This window comes from Bradyrhizobium sp. USDA 4454 (assembly GCF_054822705.1).
Map to the genome: position 1 here is coordinate 1,792,729 of NZ_JBTRCN010000001.1, position 19,017 is coordinate 1,811,745.

19 protein-coding genes are annotated in these 19,017 nt (G+C 64.9%); 12 read left to right on the forward strand and 7 right to left on the reverse strand.

Annotation, left to right across the window (positions count from 1 at the left end; translation table 11 throughout):
* Positions 1-118: 118 nt before the first annotated feature.
* Positions 119-415 (reverse strand): hypothetical protein, encoded by a 297-nt coding sequence (locus ACVIW0_RS08070; protein ID WP_461351830.1) that lies wholly within the window; start codon positions 413-415, stop codon positions 119-121.
* A 96-nt stretch (positions 416-511) separates the two neighbouring features.
* The gene (locus tag ACVIW0_RS08075; RefSeq protein WP_461351831.1) at positions 512-721 is read right to left on the reverse strand and encodes a hypothetical protein; all 210 of its coding nucleotides are present in this window, start codon (positions 719-721) and stop codon (positions 512-514) included.
* Between the two features lie 142 nt (positions 722-863).
* On the opposite strand from ACVIW0_RS08075, the gene ACVIW0_RS08080 reads away from it, so the two are divergent.
* Entirely contained in the window at positions 864-1,409 is a 546-nt protein-coding gene (locus ACVIW0_RS08080; protein ID WP_461351832.1) for a hypothetical protein, read from the forward strand.
* Between the two features lie 98 nt (positions 1,410-1,507).
* Positions 1,508-2,755 (forward strand): MFS transporter, encoded by a 1,248-nt coding sequence (locus ACVIW0_RS08085; protein WP_461357275.1) that lies wholly within the window; start codon positions 1,508-1,510, stop codon positions 2,753-2,755.
* Between the two features lie 43 nt (positions 2,756-2,798).
* On the opposite strand, the gene ACVIW0_RS08090 is transcribed toward ACVIW0_RS08085, so the two are convergent.
* Complete coding sequence (locus ACVIW0_RS08090; protein WP_461351833.1) at positions 2,799-3,290, reverse strand: MarR family winged helix-turn-helix transcriptional regulator; 492 nt, start codon at positions 3,288-3,290, stop codon at positions 2,799-2,801.
* A 314-nt stretch (positions 3,291-3,604) separates the two neighbouring features.
* On the opposite strand from ACVIW0_RS08090, the gene ACVIW0_RS08095 reads away from it, so the two are divergent.
* The 3 genes from ACVIW0_RS08095 to ACVIW0_RS08105 all read left to right on the forward strand — a co-directional run bounded on the left by ACVIW0_RS08095 (position 3,605) and on the right by ACVIW0_RS08105 (position 7,789).
* Complete coding sequence (locus tag ACVIW0_RS08095; protein WP_461351834.1) at positions 3,605-5,158, forward strand: porin; 1,554 nt, start codon at positions 3,605-3,607, stop codon at positions 5,156-5,158.
* Between the two features lie 588 nt (positions 5,159-5,746).
* Positions 5,747-6,148: a MarR family winged helix-turn-helix transcriptional regulator gene (locus ACVIW0_RS08100; protein WP_461351835.1), complete on the forward strand. Its 402-nt coding sequence runs from the start codon at positions 5,747-5,749 to the stop codon at positions 6,146-6,148.
* A 459-nt stretch (positions 6,149-6,607) separates the two neighbouring features.
* On the forward strand, positions 6,608-7,789 hold the full coding sequence (locus tag ACVIW0_RS08105; protein ID WP_461351836.1) for an alpha/beta hydrolase: 1,182 nt from the start codon (positions 6,608-6,610) through the stop codon (positions 7,787-7,789).
* On the opposite strand, the gene ACVIW0_RS08110 is transcribed toward ACVIW0_RS08105, so the two are convergent.
* The 3 genes from ACVIW0_RS08110 to ACVIW0_RS08120 all read right to left on the reverse strand — a co-directional run bounded on the left by ACVIW0_RS08110 (position 7,767) and on the right by ACVIW0_RS08120 (position 10,409).
* Entirely contained in the window at positions 7,767-8,171 is a 405-nt protein-coding gene (locus ACVIW0_RS08110) for a DUF4864 domain-containing protein (RefSeq protein WP_461351837.1), read from the reverse strand. The genes ACVIW0_RS08105 and ACVIW0_RS08110 overlap by 23 nt on opposite strands.
* A gap of 95 nt (positions 8,172-8,266) precedes the next feature.
* Positions 8,267-9,793, reverse strand: coding sequence for a lysozyme inhibitor LprI family protein (locus tag ACVIW0_RS08115; RefSeq protein WP_461351838.1), 1,527 nt, complete (start codon positions 9,791-9,793; stop codon positions 8,267-8,269).
* 67 nt (positions 9,794-9,860) lie between these two features.
* Positions 9,861-10,409 carry a cupin domain-containing protein gene (locus ACVIW0_RS08120; RefSeq protein WP_018273259.1) on the reverse strand — a complete coding sequence of 183 codons (549 nt, stop codon included), beginning with the start codon at positions 10,407-10,409 and terminating at the stop codon, positions 9,861-9,863.
* 147 nt (positions 10,410-10,556) lie between these two features.
* Here ACVIW0_RS08120 and aptA point away from each other — a divergent pair, with 147 nt between their 5' ends.
* The 4 genes from aptA (at position 10,557) to ACVIW0_RS08140 (ending at position 14,254) form a co-directional block, all read left to right on the forward strand.
* Positions 10,557-11,885, forward strand: coding sequence for an omega-aminotransferase AptA (gene aptA / locus ACVIW0_RS08125; RefSeq protein ID WP_461351839.1), 1,329 nt, complete (start codon positions 10,557-10,559; stop codon positions 11,883-11,885).
* Positions 11,886-11,991: 106 nt separating this feature from the next.
* The gene (locus tag ACVIW0_RS08130; RefSeq protein ID WP_461351840.1) at positions 11,992-13,257 is read left to right on the forward strand and encodes a D-amino acid dehydrogenase; all 1,266 of its coding nucleotides are present in this window, start codon (positions 11,992-11,994) and stop codon (positions 13,255-13,257) included.
* 21 nt (positions 13,258-13,278) lie between these two features.
* Positions 13,279-13,731 (forward strand): GNAT family N-acetyltransferase, encoded by a 453-nt coding sequence (locus tag ACVIW0_RS08135; RefSeq protein WP_461351841.1) that lies wholly within the window; start codon positions 13,279-13,281, stop codon positions 13,729-13,731.
* Between the two features lie 163 nt (positions 13,732-13,894).
* A complete protein-coding gene (locus ACVIW0_RS08140; protein WP_461351842.1) occupies positions 13,895-14,254 on the forward strand; it encodes a hypothetical protein in 360 nt (119 codons plus the stop codon).
* 137 nt (positions 14,255-14,391) lie between these two features.
* On the opposite strand, the gene ACVIW0_RS08145 is transcribed toward ACVIW0_RS08140, so the two are convergent.
* A complete protein-coding gene (locus ACVIW0_RS08145; protein ID WP_461351843.1) occupies positions 14,392-15,030 on the reverse strand; it encodes a TetR/AcrR family transcriptional regulator in 639 nt (212 codons plus the stop codon).
* 155 nt (positions 15,031-15,185) lie between these two features.
* Here ACVIW0_RS08145 and ACVIW0_RS08150 point away from each other — a divergent pair, with 155 nt between their 5' ends.
* Genes ACVIW0_RS08150 through ACVIW0_RS08160 form a run of 3 tightly spaced genes read left to right on the forward strand, consistent with a single transcriptional unit; the run spans position 15,186 to position 18,997 of the window.
* Positions 15,186-15,683 (forward strand): (2Fe-2S)-binding protein, encoded by a 498-nt coding sequence (locus ACVIW0_RS08150; protein WP_461351844.1) that lies wholly within the window; start codon positions 15,186-15,188, stop codon positions 15,681-15,683.
* Positions 15,680-16,726, forward strand: coding sequence for an FAD binding domain-containing protein (locus tag ACVIW0_RS08155; RefSeq protein ID WP_461351845.1), 1,047 nt, complete (start codon positions 15,680-15,682; stop codon positions 16,724-16,726). Before ACVIW0_RS08150 ends, ACVIW0_RS08155 begins: the two co-directional genes overlap by 4 nt.
* A gap of 3 nt (positions 16,727-16,729) precedes the next feature.
* Entirely contained in the window at positions 16,730-18,997 is a 2,268-nt protein-coding gene (locus tag ACVIW0_RS08160; RefSeq protein ID WP_461351846.1) for a xanthine dehydrogenase family protein molybdopterin-binding subunit, read from the forward strand.
* Positions 18,998-19,017: the final 20 nt, after the last annotated feature.

Genomic DNA, 19,017 nt, shown 5'->3' on the forward strand with positions numbered 1-19,017 from the left:
CGTGGAAGGGCCACGCGGGACGTCGCAGGCGTTCGGGCAGGGGGATTGGCACAAGGATTCCTGGCCGGAAAGGGCGGGGCGGACCGTCCGGCTGTTCCGGGGGGCGGGATCGCGGCCCCTATCTCAGCACACCGAGCACGGCGCCCGACGCGGCGATGAGGCCGAGCGTGATCACGCTGGCGCGCCACAGCAATTGCCGCCGGGCGTCGCGCCGGTCGTGGAAGGCCAGCCAGTCGTGGACAAAACCCGCAGGGATATCGAACACCACCGTCGACTTGTTGCGGCGGTGCGTCTCATGCTCGCAATACATCGTCCGAACGACCGGCACACCAAGCCGCTCGAGCTCGCAATGCCACTCCCAGGCATGCTTGCCATTGGCCCAGCGATTTTCAAAAGGGATCACGTGTGATTCCATGACGAGCCTCCTGGCCCACCCTTGAACCTCGCGTGGCAATTCTAGCTCAATATCCGAACCGGCGCGAGATCGTCGATGGCCGTCTCGGGTCGATCTTCAATTGGCCGATTCCATCCATTTGCGCCAATGCGTCGGCTGGATGTCGAGATGCTTGCTGCCGGCATGGTCGACCCATTCGGCGCCATCCCGGTGGCAGGGGAACATCAGCGCATGCACCATGCCATCATAATCGAGGACACAGACTTCGAGCTCACGGTCCGATGGCGCCGACGCAACGGGTAACCACTCTGCTGACGACGAATGCATGACGATCCTCCAACGATATGCGCTTTGATCCTTATCGTGCGAGCTACGCGCCATCCGGCGGGATGATAGGTCCGGTGGCGAGCCGCCAGTGTGAACCGGCTCGCATTGTAGCAGTTTTCTCGTCAGAATGGATCGCGGTGCGATGGCCGATATTCCCAAACTCGCTGCGCGCGGCACGATTGAACTGGCCGGGCCCGCCGCCCGACCTAATGCAGATTGGACTTCGTTTCGGGGATGCTGGATGCGCCGCACCATTGCAGTGACTGACAGGCGCGGGCTGGTGCCGTGCAGCCTCGTCGCAGCCGTTTCTCTTTGCGTTGCGACAGCCGCGGCCGCAAAGCCACCCGGCGCCGAGGCGGTGATGATCCGCATGCTGGCTTGCGAGGGCGAGGGCGTCCGGATGGAGGTCTATTTGCCGCAATCGCTCGATCGCCATATGCGGGGCGGACAATCGGCAATCGGCTACTACACGCTCGATTTGACTGATGTGAACAAGGGCAAGCCGCTTGAGCCGGTACGCGTCACCCTGAGCGCGGACGAGAAGAGCGTGACCGTCGATCAGTACCTCCGGGGTCTGCCGCCGACCCGCATTCCGGTCGCGGGCGGCACCGTCGACTTCGACCAGCGGTTCGCCAAACACGTCAAGTGCGGCCCGTTCCAGTCGCAGGATCCGAATTTCGGCAATTGAACCGTCGCGCATGCCCGCAAGGCCGCCGCTGGCCCCCCTGCTGCTGCATGCCTAATCTCTCAGCAATGCCGCTTGACCGGGAGGCAATTGCCGACGAAATTGCGCGCGCCGTGGAAGGTTCTTCTAAATTTTCCCCCGTTACCGCTGCGTTCATTCCCGACTCGCGCCGGGCCTGGCTGCGCCTTGTCGTCGCCGTGGTGATCGGTTCGCTCGGCAGCGTCGGCATGTGGTCGGTGGTGGTGGCGCTGCCGGTGGTGCAAGCCGATTTCGGCGCGACCCGCGGAACGGCCTCGCTCGCCTTCACGATGGTGATGCTCGGCTTCGGCATCGGCCAGGTCGTGACCGGCAAGATCAGCGATCGCTACGGCATCGTCGCCGCGATCGGCGCCGGGATCGGCATCCTCGGCCTCGGCTATGTCGGTGCCGGCTACGCGCCGTCGGTCTGGGCCTTCATCCTGCTGCATTTCGCCATCGGCCTGTCGTCAGCCGCGACCTTCGGCCCCTTGATGGCTGAAGCCTCGCACTGGTTCGAGCGCTACCGCGGCCTCGCGGTCGCGATTGCCGCCAGCGGCAATTATGTCGGCGGCACGGTGTGGCCGCCGCTGGTCAATTTCGGCATCCAGAGCGTCGGATGGCGCACCACCCATATCGCGATCGGCATCTTCACCGTGGTCACGATGACGCTCGCGCTCATGGTGCTGCGTGTGTTGATGGGGGCGGCGACCCGGCGCAGCCATGCCAACGCGGCGCCGCCGCGGATCGACCTCCGCCTGTCCACCAATGCGCTGACCGCGATCCTGTCGCTGGCGTCGATCTCCTGCTGCGTGGCGATGGCGATGCCGCAGGTGCACATCGTCGCCTATTGCGGCGATCTCGGCTACGGCGTGGCGCGCGGCGCTGAGATGCTGTCGCTGATGCTCGGCTTCGGCATCATCAGCCGGATCGGCTCCGGCTTCCTCGCCGACCGGATCGGCGGCATCCGCACGCTCCTGATCGGCTCGATCGCGCAGGGCGCGGCTCTCTTGTTCTATCTGTTCTTCGACAGCCTGACCTCGCTCTACATCATCTCGGCGATGTTCGGCCTGTTCCAGGGCGGCATCGTGCCGAGCTACGCCATCATCGTGCGCGAGGCGATGCCGGCCTCGGAGGCCGCGACCCGGATCGGGATCGTGATCTTCGCCTCGGTGTTCGGCATGTCCTTCGGCGGCTGGATCTCGGGCGTGATCTTCGACGCCACCGGCTCCTATGCCGCAGCCTTCGCCAATGGCCTCGCCTGGAACCTGCTCAATGTCAGCATCATCCTGCTGCTCTTGATGCGGGCGCGGCAGCGGCTGGCGGTCGCTTGATCCACTACAGCATGATCCGGAAAAGTGGAAAACGCATCATGATCTAAAGGTCGACCGAGATCCTTGCGATCGCCTTTTCCAGGCGGTTCTTGATCGAATCCATCTTGCCGGTCAGTTGCAGCAGCTCGCGCAAATCGAGGTCGGCATAGACGAACTCGTTCAACTCCCTGCGCTGCGCGGACAGGTTCGCCATCTGTTTCTTGGCGTGCTCGGTCAGCGACAGGTTCACGACCCGGGCATCCTCGGTCGAACTCTTCCGGCGCAGCAGATTCTTCTTTTCGAGCAGTTTTGACTGCGTCACCACGAACGACTGATCGACGCGCAGCGCCCGCGACACCGCGCCGACGGGCAGGCCGACATTGCGGTCCTCGGCATTCGCCAGCACGGTCATGATCATCCATTGCGGACCGGTGATTCCGATCATCTTGGCCCAGATGCTGCGCAGTTCATCCAGCCGGATGCTGGTCGACACGATCTCCCAGGCCAATCGCTCGGCTGCGTCCTGTAGTTTGTCGGTCGATTTGCGCTCGCTCATGACGATCCTTAACAAAAATTCATCTTCACAGATATCGAGCGATTTTTGAAGCTGGCCTGACAAAAATGTTGGCTGGTGCGTTGCCTGAATGACACAGGGGGTGCGCAAACATAGAATGACTAACTAATATAAGTTGAATATGTGACTGCCCAATTGCATTGTTCCGCATCGTAGATGGGGGGCATCCACCATCTCACGCCTGCAGTGGCCGAGTTGACCACGAGCATCTTGAAAATGGCTGCGCGGCAGCGGTTTTCGGGAACGGGAACTTTTGTCGCTTTGCCAACAGTGCAAGGCATCACTTGGAGGATAGCATGAAGATCGTTAAGGGCCTTTTGTTGGGCTCGGTGGCAACTCTCGTCGCAAGCAGCGGCGCCATGGCGGCCGACCTTCCGGTCAAGGCCAAGGCAGTCGAGTACGTGAAGGTCTGCTCGCTCTATGGTCCGGGCTTCTACTTCATCCCCGGCACCGACACCTGCATCAAGCTGGGCGGCTATTTGCGCGCCGACGTTCTCGCGAACACGAACTCGGACGCCTCCGGCAACACGTCAGGCGCCGGTGGCGCACAGAATCGCTTCACCAACGGCTACACGTGGCGCTCGCGTGAAGATCTGAACGTCGACACCCGCACCGCGACCGAGTACGGCGTGGTTCGCACCTATGTCGACCTGACCTTCAGCTGGACGTCGGACACCTACGGTGGGCAAGGCAACGGCGCGACCGTTTACTCGCCAATCGGGACGGCGGCTGCTCCGAACAACGCGACCTCCGGCGGCGTTGCTGCCGGTACGCTTGGCGTCTACTACGCCTTCATCCAGTTCGCGGGCTTCACCATCGGTAAGGCGGTCTCGCAGTTCTCGACGCCGTGGACCAACTATCCGGGCAACAACTTCGACGGTCTCGTCGGCGGCGGCGGCACGGTCACGGGTGTCAACCAGTTCACCTACACCGCGCAGTTCGGCAACGGCGTGTCGCTGGCCCTGTCGGCGCAGGATCAGACCCAGTACTATCAGGCCGGCGTGCAGAATCTCGGCACGCTGGGTAGCGGTGCTCTCGGTGCCTATGGCGCAAGCGACTATGCCGGCACGATTTCTCCGGACCTCGTCGCGGCTCTCCGTGTCGACCAGGCCTGGGGTCTGTTCCAGGCGTCGTTCGCGGCGCATGACAACCACGCAGCATACTATGGCGGCACCGAGTTGACCGGTCATCCGGACGACAAGTGGGGCTGGGCTGCTCAGCTGGCGTTGTCGATCAAGAACATCCCGACCGGACCCGGCGATACCATCAACATCCAGGGCGTCTATACCGACGGTGCAACCCGTTACAACATCCAGGATCTGTCGATCTCCGGTGCTGTCACCTACTTCGGTGGGACCAACATTCCCGGCGCTTATCAGAGCATCGGCTTCGGCATGGCTCCGGACAGCGTGTTCGTCAGCGGCGGCCAGCAGCAGTTGATCCAGACCTGGGGCATGAGCGGTGCGTATATCCATAACTGGAGCCCCAACTGGAACACCAGCATCTATGGTGCTTACGCGGGCATTCACTACAACGATACGTCGAAGTCTGCGATCTGTGGACCAACCGGCAGCGGCGTTGGCGGTTCGTTCGGCGCCGTGTTCGGCACCGCGGGCCTGACCTCGTGTAACCCGGACTACAACATCGCGCAGATCGGCACGCAGACGCAGTGGACACCGGTCAAGAACCTGACCTTCTCGGCAGACCTGACCTACACCCATCTCGATCAGAAGTACGCCGGCACGATCACCTTCCCCGGCAGCGCCTCGATCGGCAAGCCGGCAGCGGTGTACGAGCTGAAGGATCAGGACACCTTGACCCTGCTGCTCCGCGCGCAGCGCAACTGGTAATATCCGGTTGATCCAAACTTGATCGCCAAGCAAAGCCTCGACGGGAAACTCTCGGGGCTTTGATTTTGAAAGCGGCTTTCGATTTGAAGGCGGCTTGCGATTTTGAAAGAAGAGTCTGTTGTATGATTTACTAACATTAGTATACAAACTAGACGTCGGTTGCTCTGCCGACCATGATGATGAGGAGACATTACACATCTTCATGAACTAACCTCCAGAACCTCCGGCAATGCCCTGCCGGAGGTTCTTCGTTTGAGCGACCCGATCGCCCGCTTCGGGAATGCGCAGCGATCCCACGGTGCAAAACTGTCGCTGCCGCGACGCACGTACTCGTGAAGCCCGGATCGAAAACTGCTCCGCATCGTGATGCGCGACACGCGAAAAATATTATATGACTATGTCATCTAATTGAGGTTGATCGGGAGTGTAGGCACGGTATGCCGAAGGCAGTTGCTAGATCAAACCACCATCGCAGACCTTCGGTGGGCCTTTCCGCGAAGACGACCGAGCTGCAATTGCAGCGCCTTACCTGTTGCCTGCATTCGCTGTCGTCGCGCCACCACCACCTGACCCAGGGTTATGCGGCGCGTGCCGGCATCGCCGGCATTTCAGTACACGATCCTGACCACGATCCGTTACCTCGAGACCAGGGGCGACGTCTTCCCGGTCACGGTCGCTGCCTATCTCCGGCTGACCAGCGCGGGTGTCACCAAGGCGATCCAGCACCTGAGCGAGCTTGGGCTGGTCGAGAAGGCCGGTGATCTGGCTGATCGGCGCCGGACCAAGCTGACCGTCACGCCCGCCGGCTGCGTCCTTCTCGACTCGCTCGGGCCGATGCAATCCGACGTCAATGACGTTTGGCTCGATTGCATGAACGATGAGGAGTTCTCGATCTTTCTTGATCTCGTCGAGCGATTCATCAAATCGAGCGATCGCGCGCTGGCGGTGCAAGGCTACCTCGTCAAGGACAACGACGCCGTCGCGTTCTAGCTGTCGGGTGCTGATCGAACGGCGCCATGCCGTCGCGCGTCGGTGCCGCTTGCGTGTCGGAGTCACAGTCGAGTGACCGGAGCCCTGCCAATTCTCGCGATCCCGTGAGCGTGCCTGCGCCGAGAGCAGTTCGCCACACGCGACAGGCGAACTGGACAACACAGGGGCGGTCTACTGAGCATCCGCTAGGCAAATGATTGCCGCAGCAACATTCGGCCCCTCAGGCATAAGCGCAATGCATTCCTGCGCCGCCATATCAACGATTGCTGGCGCCGAATTACTTCAATTAAATGAAGCCGTATTGGAATAATTTCTTGGGAGAGCTGGGTGACTGGCGTTTGCGATTTCGCCGCCAGCGTCGCGCGGCAGCCGAAGCAGCGAATCGTCGAAACGAATTGGCGGACTCGTATCGATCACGCGTACCGGCAGCAGAGCCGCGTGTGAACGAGTTGACGAAATATGCATGACCACCATGAGGCGCGGGGCGCTTCGTCAAGCGGCGTCGAGTTCGATGACAAGGGCTGGCCTGCCTGGCCGGATCGCGAGGATCTGTCGGCGGAATTCATCAAGCTGCTGGCCGCAGCACAGGAGGGCGGCTCGACGGTTTCCGAATGCTGGTTGACGTTGAGCAAGATCGACCTCGCTTCGGAGAACTCGTGGTCGACAGAGTGGATCAAGACCGCGGAGCTGAACGAGGCGAGAGCCGAACATTCGGCGCGAAGCGGCAACATGATAACCGCCCGTCGCAACTGGCTTCGCGCCACGACTTACTTTCATGCCGCCGCGAGGCCTCCCGGCTACTCCAACGATTTGTTGAAACGTGCCGTCGACGGCATGCGGCGAAGCGCGATCAAGTTCCTGGAGAACCGCGTTCCCGCCGGCCGGCTGCTCTCGATTCCCTGGACCGACGACCTGTCGCTTCAGGCCTGCTATCTGCCGTCGGCTGTTCGCGACGATGGACCCGTCATCGTCTGCATCGGCGAGCCGGGCTCCTACAAGGAAGAGCTGATCACCAAATACGCTGCGCACGCCAACGAGCGCGGCTTCGCGCTGCTCGCGGTGGATCTGCTGGGTACCCAGACGGCCTTGCCGCCGGAACGGCTCGAGGGCCACAAGTTCGAAGCCGCGATGAGCCGTGTGCTGGACTTTCTTTCCGAGATGCCGGGCGTCGATCGCACGCGGATCGCGATCGTGGCGGATGCCTGCAATTCCTCCCTCGTCGCACGTGCGGCGGCCAGCGATGCCCGGTTTGCCGCGGCGGTTTGCGACGCCGGAATGTGGGACCTGCACGAGAGAAGCTTCTTCCATCGGCAGGCCGGCGCCGACAGGCAGATGTGCTGGATCGAAGAAGCCAACGCGATTTCACGAGGCATCGACTGCCCGTTGCTCGTCACGGCCGGTGAAGCCGGCTGGCTGTTGCCGGGTGCTCTGGCCAAATTCGGCGACCAGCTCAGCAGCATCCATCGCGACGCCAGGTTGATCCTGTTCCGGCGTGGCGAAACCGCCGCCATGCAGGGACATATCGACAACCCGACATTGGCCAATGAGGTCATCTTCGACTGGCTCGAGGACAGGCTCGGCCTTCGAAAGGGCCTCGCGCAACGATCCGATCCCGCGATCACACCGCCTGGCCGGCCTTGAGCAGCGAGCAACCGGTGATCTTCAGGCTGCCGTCCGCCTGCCGCTCCAGCGTGTAAAGCGCCTCCCACGCCTCGCCATTGGCGTCGACGATGTGGACGCGCTGCGCGATCCGGTCGCCCGCGCTCTGCGCCTCGCCAAATTCGAAGCTCCGGTGCCGATAGACCGGCGCGTATTGGTTCTGCACCATCGACATGAAGATGTCGGCCTGCGGAAAGATCTGCCGGATCGCGGGCGCGGCGTAGGAATAGGCGCCGGCGGCGTCGTCGCGGCCGAACGCCTGCTCCTGGGCGCGGATCACGTCCTGCGCGGCACCGATGTCGTCGGCCACGGCAGACGAGACGAGGGCGAACAGAATGGCGGCAATGAGGGCGATCGCGCGCATGCAGGACTCCATCTCGGATACCGGCAGATACGCATCCTATCACAGGGCGGTTTCCGTCGGCTGAGATGATCCCAGGCGGCGCGCCGGCTACCTCCTCAGCGGATCGAGCCCTTGAAATTGTCGATGTCCGGCGAGGGGCGGGCGGGAAACAGCCGTGCGGTCGAGGAATTGTCGAGCCGGCGCCTGCATTTCGCCTCGTCGGCGCCGTCCTCGCTGCCGTCCTTGCCGGTGCGCTTCCTGGCGAAGGCGTCGTCCTGCCGGTTGACGATCAGCATGGCGTGGTCGCGCTCCAGCGTGTCGGGGTTCTTGCGCTGCTCGTCGGAGCGGAAGGCGCCGCCGACCATCTTGCCAGTCATCTCGTAGTCGCAGCCGGCCTTCCAGTCGCCCTGGTCCCACTTCCATCCCGCCGCCTTGACGGCGCCGTCCGTGTCGGCGGTGACCTTGATGATGGCGTTGTAGGCGAGCCAGATGCCGGCAAGCCCGCTGCGCTTGTCGTCAAAGCCCTCGAGCAGCGCCAGCCGTTCGCGCTGCAAGGCGTTGACGTGATCGCGCGCGTCGACGGTGAAGTGGACCTGCGATGAATGCTTGTTCCAGGCCGGGTGCAGGAATTCCGGATATTGCGCAGTCTGGCTCTTCACCCAGTTGCGCTGGTCGTCGATCAGCGCGCGCCGGGTCGCGTCGTCGAGCCGCGGCTGCAGCGCCTTCCAGGCGCGGTTCAGCCGCTGGTCGTTGTCGGCGAGATCAGGATCGGCGCAGATCTCCTCGTCGGTCGCGCTCTCCGGCCTGGTGCAGTCGAACGTCGGGGCGACGAAGGTGGTATCGGCCTTGTCGGATGCATTGTCCTTGCCGGCGGCGAAATAGCTGCCGGTGATCTGCCACATCGACGAGCAGTCGTTGAGCCCGTCGAAGTCCTCGTCATCGATGCTCCCGACGATCCGCAAGGTCTCGCCTTGGCGGCGCAGTTTTAATGACGGCGGCTTGGTGGGAGCTGCCGCCGTGTCCGTCTTCGCTTTGTCGGCGGATGCGTCCGCTTCGATCACCACGGGACCGGACAGCCAGCCAGTCTGCGACGGCTTCAACGCGGCGGTCAGCTTGCAGTTTCGCCGGCGGTCGCCGCCATAATCGCCGCGCAGATCGGCGGCGAGGCGATAGCCGCCACCATCGGCCGGCGTCAATGTGATGCTGCCGAAGGCGTTGACCCATGTGCCGGACAGGCCGGGCCGGCCGGATACGATTCCATTGAGGGCTGCCGCCCGGCGCCGCAACGCCTCGGCAAACGCCTGCTTCAGCTCGTCCTCGTTGGCGTCCGCCAGCACCTCTGCGGCATCGATGATCATCTCGTTGAACCAGGCCTGGTCGCGCTTCAGCAGCGGCCTGACGTTCGCCGGCAGCTTGCCGAGTGCGGCGTCGAACGCCTTGTCGATCTGCGCCACGAGTTTGTCGGTGCCGGCCTTCTTGCAGTCGGCGGTCTTGATCCGATCATCGCCGCTATTGCCGCACAGCCTGATCGCGGTCGGCGCGCTGCTCGAGGCGCGCAGATCATCGTCCATCGCCAGCGACGGGCCGGAGGCAAGGACCGCGATGGCCGCCACGGCGGCCGCAAGCCGTAAGGAGCAAGGCATCGTCGTCACCCGCGAGGCCGCGCCACGCGGCTCTTGCGCCTTGGGTCGCCGGGCGTGCGCGCCGGGTTCAAAATGTCGGCGGCGTGCAGGCCGAGATCACCTCGCACGGCTTGGCGCCGATGCAGCGGAAGCGGTGCGGGCGGCGGCTCTCGAAATAATAGGCGTCGCCGGCGTTGAGTACCCGCCGCTCGTCGTCGACCGTGACCTCGAGCCGGCCCGAGACCACGATGCCGCCTTCCTCGCCCTCATGCACCAGCGGCACCCGCCCGGTGTCGCTGCCGGGCTCGTAGCGCTCTTTCAGGATCTGCAACGCGCGTCCGAACAGGCTATCGCCGATCTGCAGGTAGGAAATCGGCTTCTTGCCGATCTCGGTCAGCTCGTCGGCGCGGTAGAACGCCTTGCGCGGCCGCTCCGGCTCGATCGCGAAGAATTCGGCGAGCCCCATCGGGATGCCGTCGAGGATCCGCTTCAGCGCGCCGACCGACGGGTTCATCTGGTTGGATTCGATCAGCGAAATCGTCGAATTGGTGACGCCGGAGCGCTTGGCGAGCTCGCGCTGCGACAGCTTGTGCCGCGCGCGGATGAATCGCAGCCGTCCGCCGATATCGACGCTCATGACAAGTCCCTGTTGCAGGTGTTGCGGATCGAACAAATATTCGCAGACCGCCTCAACAAGATCAATGGCTTGTGCTGCGGCAGAAAAGGACTTGTTGAGTGCAGGGAAGCGTGGTCCGACTATGGAAACCCATAATGGAGCGCCGCCGTGACCGTTCATCAGATTCCGAACACCATCAAGACCGACTCGTTCTGGATGCCCTTCACGGCCAACCGGCAGTTCAAGAAAGCGCCGCGGCTGTTCTCCTCAGCCAAGGGCATGTACTACACCTCGGTCGACGGCCGGCAGGTGATCGACGGCTCCGCCGGTCTGTGGTGCGTCAACGCCGGCCATGGCCGCCCGCAGATCGCGGCCGCGGTCGAGCGGCAGCTCTCGACGCTGGACTTCGCGCCCTCGTTCAACATGGGCCACCCGCTGGCGTTCGATTTCGCCGAGCGCCTCGCCGAGATCGCCCCGAAGGGGCTTGACCGGATCTTCTTCACCAATTCGGGCTCTGAGTCGGTCGATACCGCGCTGAAGATCGCGCTGGCCTATCACCGCGCCGCCGGCCAGCCGACCCGCACCCGTCTGATCGGCCGCGAGCGCGGCTATCACGGTGTCGGCTTCGGCGGCATGTCGGTCGGCGGCATGGTCGCCAACCGCCGCCAGTTCGCGACCCATCTGCCGGGCGTCGACCACATCCGCCATACCCATGACCTCGCCCGCAACGCCTTCGCCAAGGACCAGCCGGATCATGGCGCCGAGCTCGCCGACGATGTCGAGCGGATGGTCGCGCTGCATGGTGCCGACACCATCGCAGCCGTGATCGTCGAGCCGGTGCCGGGTTCGACCGCAGTGCTGCCGGCGCCGAAGGGCTATCTGCAGCGCTTGCGCGAGCTCTGCACCAAGCACGGCATCCTCTTGATCTTCGACGAGGTCATCACCGGCTTCGGCCGTCTCGGCACCCCGTTCGCCGCCAATTTCTACGGCGTGACGCCCGACATGATGACGACCGCCAAGGGCATCACCAACGGCACCGTGCCATGCGGCGCGGTGTTCGCCAGCCGCCAGGTCCATGACGGCCTGATGGTCGGCCCCGACAACGCCATGGAGCTGTTCCACGGCTACACCTATTCGGCGCATCCGGTGGCGTGCGCGGCGGGTCTCGCCACGCTCGACATCTACAAGGACGAGGGTCTGTTGACTCGCGGCGCTTCGATCGCCGAGTACTGGCGCGATGCGCTGCATTCGCTGAAGGGCGTGCCGAACGTCGTCGACATCCGCAACCAGGGCCTGATGGGCGCGGTCGAGCTCGCGCCGCGTGACGGCGTGGTCGGCGTGCGCGGCTACGACGTCATGGTCGATTGCTTCAACAGCGGCCTCTACTTCCGCATGAGCGGCGACTCGCTGGCGTTGTCGCCGCCTTTGATCGTCGAGAAGTCGCATATCGACGACATCGTCTCGATCCTCGGCGACTCGATCAAGCGCGTGGCCTGATAATTGCTAGCTGGATAGTCGCTAGCTCTACAAATTGCTGTCGCCGTTGCGAAGCAGAGTGGTTTCGCAGCGGCGATTGCGTTTTCGCTGCAGGATGTGAGGAAAAGTGAAGGTCCTTGTTCTCGGCAGTGGCGTGATCGGCGTCACTTCGGCCTATTATCTTGCGCGTGCCGGACACGAGGTGACGGTGATCGACCGTCAGCCGAAGCCCGCGCTGGAAACCTCCTTTGCCAATGCCGGCGAGGTGTCGCCGGGCTATTCGTCGCCCTGGGCCGGCCCCGGCGTGCCGGTCAAGGCGGTGAAGTGGCTGTTGATGAAGCACGGCCCGCTGGTGATCCGTCCCAAGCTCGATCCGGTGATGTGGCTGTGGCTTTTGAAGATGCTGCGCAACTGCACCACACCGCGCTATGCGGTGAACAAGAGCCGGATGATCCCGATCGCCGAATACAGCCGCGATTGCCTGCAGGCGCTGCGCAGCGAGATCGGCATCCGCTACGACGAGCGCGCGCAGGGCACGCTGCAGCTATTTCGTTATCAATCGCAGCTCGATGGCACCGGCGACGACATCGCGGTGCTGAAGCAATATGGCGTGCCGTTCGAGGTGCTCGACCGCGAGGGCTGCATCAAGGCGGAGCCGGCGCTCGCCGGCGTGAAGGAGAAGTTCGCCGGCGGGCTGCGGCTGCCGCATGACGAGACCGGCGACTGCCACATCTTCACGCAGGCCCTGGCGCTGGAAGCCGAGAAGCTCGGCGTGCGCTTCAACTTCAATGTCGGCATCGAGGGGCTGAACGCCGATGCGACCCGCATCACCGGCGTTGCGACCAGCGCCGGCGTGATGACCGCCGATGCCTATGTGCTGGCGCTCGGCAGCTACTCACCGCATCTGGTGCGGCCGCTCGGCATCTCGCTGCCGGTTTATCCGGTGAAGGGCTATTCGATCACAGTCCCGATCAAGGACGCGTCCGGCGCGCCGGAATCGACCGTGATGGACGAGAGCTACAAGGTCGCGATCACCCGGCTCGGCGATCGCATCCGTGTCGGCGGCACCGCCGAGATCTCAGGCTATTCGACCAAGCTCTATGCCGCGCGGCGCGCGACGCTGGACCACTCGCTCACCGATCTGTTCCCGCGCGGCGGCGATCTTGCCAAGGCCACCTTCTGGTGCGGCCTGCGCCCGATGACGCCGGACGGCCCGCCGGTGATCGGCGCGACGCGCTACGCCAATCTGCATCTCAACACCGGCCACGGCACGCTCGGCTGGACCATGGCCTGCGGCTCGGGCCGGGTGCTGGCCGACATGCTCTCCGGGAAGACGCCTGAGATCGACACCAAGGAGCTGTCGATCACCCGCTACAATCATCGTTTCGGGTGATGGCCTGATAAGGAGGCGCGAATGCCGCTGCAGCACGAGCTTGCCGATTACGAGATATCGGCCGATCCAGAGCGCCTGAACCTCGACGTCATTCACGCCTTTCTGGCGGAGCAGAGCTATTGGTCGCAGGGCATTCCGAAATCGACCGTGGCGCGCGCGATCGCAAATTCGCTGTGCTTCGGTGTCTATCACGGTACGGCGCAGGTCGGCTTTGCGCGTGTCGTCACCGACAAGGCCACCTTCGCATTGCTCGCCGACGTGTTCATCCTGGAAGCCCACCGCGGCAGGGGCCTGTCGAAGCGGCTGATGCGCTGCGTGGTCGAGCATGAAGAGCTGCAGGGCCTGCGGCGCTTCCTGCTGCTGACCTCGGACGCCCATGGATTGTACAGCCAGTTCGGCTTCGAGCCGATCGGCAGCCCGTCGCGCTTCATGGAGATTCTCCGGCCGGATATCTACCGCTTGTCGCAAGTGTAGCGCATGTAACCCGGATGAGCGCAGCGATGTCCGGGGTTCCTCGTCCCGGATGTCGCTTCGCTCATGCGGGTACGACAACCCGTCGAACGGTGTGATCTCACGGCTTAGGAACGCTCGCCTTGCGGGACACGTTGCTCCGGGTCCAACCAGGAAAGGACCCCAGATGAAGAAACTAGTAACGATTGGTTTGGCTGCGGCGATGACGCTGTCCACGTCGCTCGCGTTCGCTCAGGGCGGCGGCGCAGGTGGCGGTGGCGCCGGCGGCGGATCGGCGGGCGGGGCGGGTGCAGGCGCAGGAACGGGAAGTTCGGGCACGGGAACCGGTACCGGTGCCGGCGGCACCACCGGCATGGGCCAGGGTTCGGGAATGAGCAATCCGCCCGGCAGCACCACCGGCAACATGAACAATCCCGGCACCTCGACGCCGAACTATTCGAGCGATCCGAATAACAATCCCGCGACCGGGACCGGGACATCGAATCTGCCCGGCAACAACAGTGGAACGCGAACCAATCCGCGCTGATTGCGAACGGCCCCGCCTCGCGCGGGGCTTTTCGTTTGCCGCTTCCGCTGACGCAAGCGGGCGGCCGGCACCGCAAGTGTAGCCCGGATGAGCGCAGCGATATCTGGGGCATGTCGTGAGCGTCAACGGATTGCGGGTTATGCTTGGCGCGCTGGTTTTGGGCGGGCCTTCTTCGCTGGCCTTGTCGCCCTGTCCGCCGGCTGCACGCGCAGACCATCCACGAACACATCCAATAGCCTGAGCGCGGTGGTCTGCCAGCCCGGCTGGTCGTGCATGTAGCACATGCCGATCAGCGCGCGCAGCACGTCCTCGGCGCTGATGTCGTCGCGGATCGCGCCGGCCGCAACCGCGCGCGCGAGCAGGGTGCCGATCGCCTTGGTCAGGCGGTCGAACGAATAGGCGTGCAGTTCGGTCGAGCCGGCCGCGACCAGCGCGAGTGCCGAGACCATGCCCTTCTTGGTGGCGACGAACTCCACATTGGCGCGCAGCCAACGCCGCAGCGCCGCGACCGGCTCGGGCGCGTTCTGCAACTGCTCGGCCAGGTCGCCGAGCTGCTCGACCTCGCGGCGATAGACCGCCTCATACAGCGCCTCGCGGGTCGGGAAGTGGCGATACAGCGTGCCGATGCCGACGCCGGCATGGCGCGCCACCGCCTCCAGGCTCGCCTCGCTGCCGCCGGCCGAGAACACGGCCTTGGCCGCTTCCAGCACACGCTCGCGATTGCGCACCGCATCGGCGCGGGGCTTGCGTGCAATTTCTGGTGATCGAGCGGCCATCGCTTTTTCTTTTCACCCTCCCTTGTAAACGGAGGATGCCTCCGTATATGGCGACCAGCACCGGGCCTGACAAGGCGCGCCGATCCCTGGATCGGCGGCCACGGGTTCGCGTTGCCTCGATTCAACCCGACCATACACGGATCGGAGCGCCTTGCATGAATCTCCCACTCAGTCTCACCATCAACGGCGTCCGCCGGGAAATGGTCCTCGACGACCCTCGCGTCACGCTGCTCGACCTGCTGCGCGAGCGGCTCGACCTCACCGGAACCAAGAAGGGATGCGATCGCGGCCAGTGCGGCGCGTGCACCGTCCTGGTCGACGGCCGCCGCATCAATTCCTGCCTCGCGCTTGCCGTCAGCCATGACGGCGCCGAGATCACAACCATCGAAGGCGTCGCGCGCGGCGACCAGCTGCATCCGGTGCAGGCCGCCTTCATCGCCCATGACGGCTTCCAGTGCGGCTTCTGCACGCCGGGCCAGATCATGAGCGGCATCGGCCTGATCCAGGAAGGCCAGGCCGGCGACGATCCGGAGCGCGTGCGGGAATGCATGAGCGGCAATCTGTGCCGCTGCGGGGCCTATCAAGGAATCACCGAGGCCGTGCTCGAGGCGCAGGCCGACATCAACGCGACCAAGCAGAGGCGCTCCGCATGATGAACTTCGATTATGTCAGGCCGGCCAGCGTCGCGGACGCGATCGCGGCGGCATCCGAGAAGGGCGCGAGCTATCTCGCCTCCGGCACCAATCTGCTCGACCTGATGAAGGGCGGCGTCAGCCGGCCGAGCCTTCTCGTCGACGTCACGCGTCTGCCGGGGCTCGACCGCATCGAGCATCTGGCCGACGGCGGCTTGCGGATCGGCGCGCTGGTGCGTAACGCCGATCTCGCGCATCACGCCGAGTTCGCACGCAACTATCCGGCGGTCGCCGAGGCGCTGCTGTCGGGTGCTTCCGCCCAGCTGCGCAATGCCGCGACCGTCGGCGGCAACCTGATGCAGCGGACACGCTGCGCCTATTTCTACGACGCCGGCAGCGCCTGCAACCGGCGCTGGCCGGGCGCCGGCTGCGACGCGCTGAAGGGCGAGAACCGCCTGCACGCGGTGCTCGGCTGGAGCGAGGGCTGCATCGCAACCCATCCGTCGGATTTCTGCGTGCCGCTGGTGGCGCTCGATGCGATCGTCGAGATCGAGGGCAGGGGCGGCCGGCGCGAGCTGCCGCTCGAAGCATTGCACCGTCTGCCCGGCGATGCGCCGGAGCGCGAGACCGCGCTGGAGCGGGGCGATCTGATCGTCGCGCTGCGGCTGCCGGCCGATGCGAAAGGTTTCGCCGGGCATGCCCGCTACATCAAGGTCCGCGAGCGCACGTCCTACGCCTTCGCCGTGGTCTCGGCCGCAGCTAGCCTGCGCATCGAGGACGGCAAGATCCGCGAGGCGCGGCTGGCGCTCGGCGGCGTCGCCGCCAAACCGTGGCGGTCGCGCGACGCCGAGCAGGTGCTCGCAGGCGCTGCGCCCAATGCCGCGGTTTACCGCGAGGCGGCGCGCACCGCGCTGTCTGAGGCAAAACCGTCCGGCGACAACGCCTTCAAGATCGAGCTCGCGCAGCGCATCGTCGTGCGCGCCCTCACCCTTGCTGCCGCAGGCACGCCGGATCGCATTGCCGCGCTGCCGGGCTCTCCCTTCTCATCCGTTGCAGGAGCGTAACGCATGACGGTTGAACTCAATCTGACCCGCGACCCCGCCCATCTCCGCCATGGCTCGAATATCGGCCAGCCGCTGACCCGCAGCGAAGGCGTGCTGAAGGTGACCGGCAAGGCGCGGTATGCCGCCGACAATCATCCGCCCGGCATGGTCTATGCCGTGATCGCGACCAGCTGCATCGCGCGCGGCCGCGTCAAATCGCTTGACGTCGCCGCCGCCAAGCGCCATCCCGGCGTGATCGACGTGATGACGCCGGCGCACAAGCCGCCGCTCGCGGAAGACCCCGACGCCAAGGGCAATCCGTTCGCGTTCCGCATGGAGCTGCTGCAGAGCGACGAGGTGCGCTACGCCAACCAGGCGATCGCGGTGGTGATCGCCGAGACGCTGGAGGCCGCCACCGAAGGCGCCGCGCTGCTGTCGCCGCGCTACCAGGTCGAGATCGCACGCGTCGGCCTCGACGCCACCGAGGCCTATGCGCCGCCGGTGGTCGGGATCGGCAATCCCGCCGAAGTCCGCCATGGCGACATCGATGCGGGCTTCGCGGCGGCCTCGAAACGGATCGACGCGACCTACCGGACCCCTGCGCAATATCACAACGCGATGGAGCCGCACGCCATCGTCGCGGTGTGGGATGGCGACCGCCTGTTCCTGGATACGCCGAGCCAGGGCATGGCGATGGCGCAGATGCGGATCGCCGGGCTGTTCGGAATTCCGCCCGGCAACATCCACATCAACAGCCCGTTCCTCGGCGGCGGCTTCGGCTCAAAAGGTCTGGTTTCCGGGCCGCAGGTGCTCGGCATCATGGCGGCGAAGCTGGTCGGGCGTCCGGTCAAGCTGGTGCTGCGGCGAAGCCAGATGTATGGCCCGGTCGGCCATCGTTCGGCGACGAGGCAGCGCATCAGGATCGGCAGCGACGATGCAGGCCGGCTGACCGTGATCGATCATGAGGCGCGCATCACGACGTCGAGCTTCGACGATTTCTACGAACCCGCCGCCGACGCCTCGCACACGCTCTATGCCAGCCCCGCGATCCGCACCGCGCATGAAGCGGTGCGCGTCGACACCGGCACGCCGCTGTTCATGCGCGCGCCGGGCGAGGCCACCGGATCGATCGCGCTGGAAAGCGCGGTCGACGAGGCGGCGTTCGCCTGCGGCATCGATCCCCTGGAATTCCGGCTGAAGAACTATGCCGAGGTCGAGCCGACCACCGGCAAGCCGTTTTCCTCCAAAGCGCTGCGCCAGTGCTACGCCAAGGCGGCCGAACGTTTCGGCTGGGCGGGGCGTCCGCTGCAGCCAAGGCAGATGCGTGACGAGAACGGCTTTCTGGTCGGATGGGGCATGGGCACCGCGACATTCCCGGCGCTGATGTTCCAGGGCAATGCCCGGGCCGTGATCCGCGCCGACGGACGCGGCGTGATGGAGAGCGGCGCGCATGACATGGGGCAGGGCGCCTGGACCGCGCTCACGCAAATCTCGGCCGATGCGCTGGCGCTTGATCTCGAGCAGATCTCGTTCCTGTCGGGCACGTCGGACCTGCCGGATGCCGGCATCGCCGGCGGCTCCGCGCACACCGCAACGGTCGGTGCCGCGATCCACAATGCCGGTGCGGCGGTGATCGCAAAACTCGCCGAGCTTGCGACCTCGGACCAGCGCTCGCCGCTGTTCGGCGCTGGCAATGCCGGCGTGGTGGCGCGGGCCGGGCGGCTCCATCGCCGCGACGATGATGCGCGCAGCGAAAGCTACGCCGAGATCCTGGCGCGCGCCGGCGTTGCCGAGGTCGAGGCCTCCGGCACGGGTGCGGCCGATCCGGCGGCGCAATCGCAATATGCGATGCACGCGCATGGCGCTGTCTTTGCCGAGGTGAAGGTTGATCCGGAGCTCGGCCAGATCCGCGCCACGCGGCTGGTCGGCGCGTTCGCCGCAGGGCGCATCATCAATCCGTTGATGGTGCAGAGCCAGCTGCGCGGCGGCATGATCTGGGGCCTTTCCTTCGCGCTACACGAGGAGGCGGTGATGGACAAGCGGTCCGGCCGCATCCTGAATGCCAACCTTTCCGAGTATCATGTGCCCGTGAATGCCGACGTGCCGCCGATGGAGGTGATCACGGTCGACGAGCACGATCCCCATGTGAACCCGCTCGGCATCAAGGGCGTCGGCGAGATCGGCATCACCGGCAGCGCCGGCGCCGTTGCCAACGCCGTCTTCCACGCCACCGGCATCCGCGTGCGGAATTTCCCGATCAAGATCGAGGAAGTGGTGATGGGGCTGAGGTGATGCGGTCTGACGCGAGGGCT

Excerpts from the sequence above, each read along its gene's own strand:
- ACVIW0_RS08140 (WP_461351842.1), top strand. The coding sequence starts at position 13,895 with ATGAAGAAACTAGTAACGATTGGTTTGGCTGCGGCGATGACGCTGTCC.
- ACVIW0_RS08080 (WP_461351832.1), top strand. The coding sequence starts at position 864 with ATGGCCGATATTCCCAAACTCGCTGCGCGCGGCACGATTGAACTGGCC.
- ACVIW0_RS08115 (WP_461351838.1), bottom strand. The coding sequence starts at position 9,793 with ATGCCTTGCTCCTTACGGCTTGCGGCCGCCGTGGCGGCCATCGCGGTC.
- ACVIW0_RS08110 (WP_461351837.1), bottom strand. The coding sequence starts at position 8,171 with ATGCGCGCGATCGCCCTCATTGCCGCCATTCTGTTCGCCCTCGTCTCG.
- ACVIW0_RS08135 (WP_461351841.1), top strand. The coding sequence starts at position 13,279 with ATGCCGCTGCAGCACGAGCTTGCCGATTACGAGATATCGGCCGATCCA.
- ACVIW0_RS08120 (WP_018273259.1), bottom strand. The coding sequence starts at position 10,409 with ATGAGCGTCGATATCGGCGGACGGCTGCGATTCATCCGCGCGCGGCAC.
- ACVIW0_RS08160 (WP_461351846.1), top strand. The coding sequence starts at position 16,730 with ATGACGGTTGAACTCAATCTGACCCGCGACCCCGCCCATCTCCGCCAT.
- ACVIW0_RS08095 (WP_461351834.1), top strand. The coding sequence starts at position 3,605 with ATGAAGATCGTTAAGGGCCTTTTGTTGGGCTCGGTGGCAACTCTCGTC.
- ACVIW0_RS08075 (WP_461351831.1), bottom strand. The coding sequence starts at position 721 with ATGCATTCGTCGTCAGCAGAGTGGTTACCCGTTGCGTCGGCGCCATCG.
- ACVIW0_RS08105 (WP_461351836.1), top strand. The coding sequence starts at position 6,608 with ATGCATGACCACCATGAGGCGCGGGGCGCTTCGTCAAGCGGCGTCGAG.
- ACVIW0_RS08070 (WP_461351830.1), bottom strand. The coding sequence starts at position 415 with ATGGAATCACACGTGATCCCTTTTGAAAATCGCTGGGCCAATGGCAAG.
- ACVIW0_RS08145 (WP_461351843.1), bottom strand. The coding sequence starts at position 15,030 with ATGGCCGCTCGATCACCAGAAATTGCACGCAAGCCCCGCGCCGATGCG.
- ACVIW0_RS08155 (WP_461351845.1), top strand. The coding sequence starts at position 15,680 with ATGATGAACTTCGATTATGTCAGGCCGGCCAGCGTCGCGGACGCGATC.
- ACVIW0_RS08150 (WP_461351844.1), top strand. The coding sequence starts at position 15,186 with ATGAATCTCCCACTCAGTCTCACCATCAACGGCGTCCGCCGGGAAATG.
- ACVIW0_RS08090 (WP_461351833.1), bottom strand. The coding sequence starts at position 3,290 with ATGAGCGAGCGCAAATCGACCGACAAACTACAGGACGCAGCCGAGCGA.